Source organism: Ideonella sp. P3_A4 (assembly GCF_056403075.1).
This window is the reverse complement of sequence record NZ_JBFUGE010000531.1, coordinates 1-4,184: the sequence shown is the minus strand read 5'-3', so window position 1 is coordinate 4,184 and position 4,184 is coordinate 1. Positions and strand designations below refer to the sequence as shown.

General features: G+C 65.1%; 4 protein-coding genes. All 4 read right to left on the bottom strand.

The window, feature by feature from the left end; all coding sequences use genetic code 11:
- On the bottom strand, nt 1–1,032 hold a 1,032-nt coding region (locus tag AC1DYI_RS28300; RefSeq protein ID WP_477207455.1), incomplete at its 3' end, for a hypothetical protein.
- Between the two features lie 648 nt (nt 1,033–1,680).
- Nucleotides 1,681–2,172: a hypothetical protein gene (locus AC1DYI_RS28295; protein ID WP_477207454.1), complete on the bottom strand. Its 492-nt coding sequence runs from the start codon at nt 2,170–2,172 to the stop codon at nt 1,681–1,683.
- Between the two features lie 177 nt (nt 2,173–2,349).
- Complete coding sequence (locus AC1DYI_RS28290) at nt 2,350–3,261, bottom strand: hypothetical protein (protein ID WP_477207453.1); 912 nt, start codon at nt 3,259–3,261, stop codon at nt 2,350–2,352.
- A gap of 340 nt (nt 3,262–3,601) precedes the next feature.
- Nucleotides 3,602–4,184 (bottom strand): TAXI family TRAP transporter solute-binding subunit (locus tag AC1DYI_RS28285; protein ID WP_477207452.1); only part of this gene is annotated, 583 nt, incomplete at its 5' end.

Here is a 4,184-nt window from a genome sequence, read left to right as displayed (position 1 = left end):
GTCCGTGGAGCTGTAAGAGGTGCTGTCGTCGCTGCTGTTGGACCGCGTGATGATCTTGATGGCAGGATGGCCATCAACGCCGTCGAGATCGCTGCTGTAGGGCAGCGTTACCGGTGAGCGGCAGTACAGGTACGAGTCCGGTGACACGGCGCGCACGATCGATCCCACGTTGAGCGCGTGTTCGCTATCGCTGCCCGCCAGCCGTGTGTAGTTGCTGATCTTCGACGGGCTCGCGCAGCCCGTTTCCGTCTGGAAGATGCCGATGCCCTTGCCGCGGGTCGCGCTGTGGGGCAGCGCTGCGGTGCTGATGCTGGTGGCGGCCATCGCGCTGTCCAGGTCGTCGTCTCGCGCGTCCTCGGCCAGGCCGATGCCAGCCACCATCCGATCGGTGCCGGCAGCCAACTTCCGCACTTGGGCGGGCGTGAGCTGCAGCACGACGCTGCTGCGGCCGCTGCGCAAGGCTTCTGCGACGCCCGGCTGCTGGTGCCAGCCATGGGCCTGTGCCCAGCGCAGAACGGCTGCGCGTCGACGCTCCTGCTGCGCGGCGTGCCGCGCAGCGTGATCGGCCTGCTGTTGCTGCGACAGGGCCTGCATGTCGGTGGCCGACAAGGAGCGGCCGTCAACGGTCCCTTCCTGCCACTGGCCCGCGTATTCCGTTCCTTCGCCGCTGGAGGCGGGCTCAGGCTCGCGACCGGGCAGGTTCAGCGCCACTTGCACGGCGACTGTCCGGCCGCGATCCGATTGCGCCAACGCTTGCGACAGCGGCGCTTCGATCAGCGGCCGAGCCCGGCGGGGCAGGGCGGACGCTGGCACGCGCTTGCCGTTGGCGTCGTAGATGGCTTCGCGGGTGTTGCCACCGGCATCGACGTGCTTCACGAAGCGGAAGCGCTGGCCATCGATGGTGCGCAAGCTTTCACTGGCAACGCCGGTGTCCTTCGACGAAGAAGGCACGCTCTCCACGGCATGCGCGACGGATGCGGCGAACAGCGAACTGGCCAGTGCGAGCGCCGAAGTGCCCCATTTCTTGTACATGCTGTCTCCAAATGCTTGTTATGCGCGTGCCGGATGAAGCAAGGGCACGCGCGTGCATCCTAGAGACGGGTTAGTGGTCGAGACGCACCAGATTGGTTAACCACCGCAGTGATCCGTTGCGGTTTGCAAGATAGGGAGAGGGTTGACCCCGGTGTGCAGCCTCGGCACCGTCCAACAATGTCAGGTGACCAGTTCGTGAGATTCAGCTATTCCCGCGACAGAGGAATTGGGGCTTTGGTTGGTGAAGAGGGGCCAGGCCTGACGGAAAGCCACGCGGCCAAGAGAATGTTCCTGGCGGCGAGAACCGAATAGGCCAAAGCCTTCTGCCAGCGCGACTGAACAATGAACAGATGTGCATGAAGGCCTGCACGCTTGCGGATGGACGCGCCACCATAGACAAGCAGGAAGGCCTCCGAATCGCCTACTGCCTCATCGGCCAGATGCTGGGCCTGAGACAAGAAGAACCCGAAGACCTCGGCTCGCTCTGTCGCGCAGGCCGGCGCTCGGGCAGTCTCGTGGCAAAGGACGTAGCAGTGCGGCAACCCTGGAAGCCAGTACTGAATCAACAGGCAATGCCGCTCCGCGTAGCCGTCGGGACGCAGAGCCTTTCGGCGAGGCATGAGTCGAGCCATGCTGRACGTGGAGGGGTCAGCGCTTGTGGCGGCCCAGGGCGTCGAGATGCCCGATGAGCTTGCGGGCGTTCGTTGCATACCAGTCAACGGCATAGACCAGTTGCCCCGTCGTGTCTCGAAGCTCGACAGTCTGGATGCGTTGACGGACCGAGACCTGCAGGGCGCTCCAATGGAGAGTCCTGGAGGCGGCGCCGAGTTGGACCACGACATGGTCGTCGTTGACGAGGAGCGTGTGGTTGAAGAACCGCGCCAGCTGAACGCCGATGTGGGTCAGCCAGGCCAATATCGCTGCTGCGGCCACGGACATCGCTTGAGCCGTCAGGTCTGGTGCTGAGCCCGAATTCCACAACAGGCCGATCGTGCCGGCCGCGAACGCGACCGTGCCTGCGGCGACACCGATCTTGAGCCAGGTCTGATTCGATACGACGAAGTTCATGGTCAGGCATTCTCCTTCTTGGGTCCTGAAATCGCGCGCGACGGTCCGCCGGCGCTGGCCACTGATGCGCAAGGTGGGGATCGAGGCGAGGCCCGGAGTCTTGTGCCTTTGGTGCGCGTGATGAAGGAGACGAGGGCGAGTTGCGGCCAGGAGCGGTCTGCGGCGACGGTCGATTCTTAGGATTTGCATTGACGCTGGAGCGACCACGATCGGCATGCCGTGCGCAAGCCGTGAGGTCTGTTCAGGTGTTCAGGCCGATGGCTTGAGTCCAAGTCGCAGCGCGATCAACTGCGAACCCAGTCCGCTTCCGATGAAGACGGCGCGCCGATTGGCAGCGAGCTGGCTCAGCCAGTCGAAGGCTCCACCGTCCGCGAGCGGTAGTTCCTCTCCGTCGGGCCCGGTCACCCAAATTCGGTAGCGCAGTCCGCCTGAGTAGTAGGGATGCTCCAACGTCTGGCGGTCAGCAGCCAGGAGTTCGGCGAGGTGGTCGCCAAGGCCCTGCCTCTCGGGGGACGCGAGGATTTCCACGCGTCGCCGGCCCAGGGCGTACCCCTGTTGCTCAAGCCGGGTAAGGCCCGCGAGGATCGTGCGCACATGCAGGGCGACCGTCTCGATCGTGAAGGCGTGTTCCTTGCGCTCGATGCCCGCGCTCCCAAGAACGAACAGGCGAAAGTGCTGGGCATATCCCGGCTGTTTTGGAACCGGTTGTGCGCGAACGACACGCTGGCTCGTGGCGAGGTGGAGATCCACCTCCGGACGCGCCCGCAGCCGCAGCGCACACTCCAGCGCCAGAACGTTCGTCGGGTCCGATACGACTTCCGTTGCCCGCAAAGCCGAGAGGACGCGATTCTGATGAGTCGGGCCGACGACCGAGCAGGTTCCCATAGGCGCGACCGGCGAGAGTTCGACCGCCTCGAAGCGCTCAGCGGCTGCCAACAGGTGGCTGTCGATGGCCAGCATCTCGCGCAGGTCGACGGGTGCCGGCACACAGAAGGGATCGCGGCCGTACTGAGCCACAAGGTCCTTCGCGCTGCGCGCCAACGCGCGCGCGTGCATCACTTCGAGCAGAAGGGACTGGAGCTCCGAGCCTGTAAGCCCGTCTACCAGTCGATCGAAAGTCGGTGCACCTACGGAGTCGACGATCCAAGCGCGATGTGCCATCGTGAAGATAGTACAAGCAGGGCGGCAACTCCTCGGCCGCTGTCAGTCTGGGCGTCCGGTTTCGGGCCGCCGATCTCGATCCTGTCGCCCGACCGCTTGGGGTCGGCGGCGTTGCGATCGGCCCAACTGCTAACTGRCTGCACGCGGCCACAAGGCTGTCATTCGCACGCGGCAGCTTTCCGGCCCTTCACTGGTGACTGCGCATTGCGCCAGGAGGTTCATCGAATCGATCGGGCTTCGCACGGCTGCGCCCCCAAGCCGCAGCACATGGGTGTAGATCATGGTCGCTGCGATGTCCGCATGGCCAAGCAGGCCCTGAACCTTGCGGATCGCTCCCCCGTCAGCCCTTCTTCTTCACCCCGCTGACTTCGGTCACCGGCCGCTGCGGCGATGCCGTCCCGAACCGCGGCACGTCGTAGGTGTTGCCGGTGTCCTTGATCTCGTTCCACCCCGGCTCGAACGAGCCCTCCTGGAGCTCGCCCAGCTTGCCCGCCAGGCAAGCCTTGAGCTTGGCCACCTCTCCCGCCTTGTCGCCCTTGAAGGGCCGCGTGAAGAGGACGTTCGGGATCGCCAGCGCGTTGTTGTTGTACACCCCCAGGCCGCGGTAGTTGAGCGTGCGCACGTTCATCTGGGGGCTCGGCGTCTGCACGTCGAAGGGCACCAGGGTCAGGCCCGAGTCMTGCTTGAGATTCTTGAGCGTGCCGCTCGGCCAGCCGCTCACCGAGAAGACTGCCGCCACGCTGCCGTTGCGGACCATGTCGAAGGCCTTGCCGTCGGTCTCGACGTCGACCAGCTCCATCTTGTATTGCAGCGCCCGGTCCAGCTGGCGACCCAGCAGCTGGGCCGAGCCGACCAGGGCGACCCTGCGGCCGCGCAGTTCCGAGAAGCGCTGGATCGTGACGATCTGGTCCTCCTCCTTCGAC

Coding starts and splice junctions, on each gene's coding strand:
- AC1DYI_RS28290 (WP_477207453.1), bottom strand. CDS start 3,261: ATGGCACATCGCGCTTGGATCGTCGACTCCGTAGGTGCACCGACTTTC.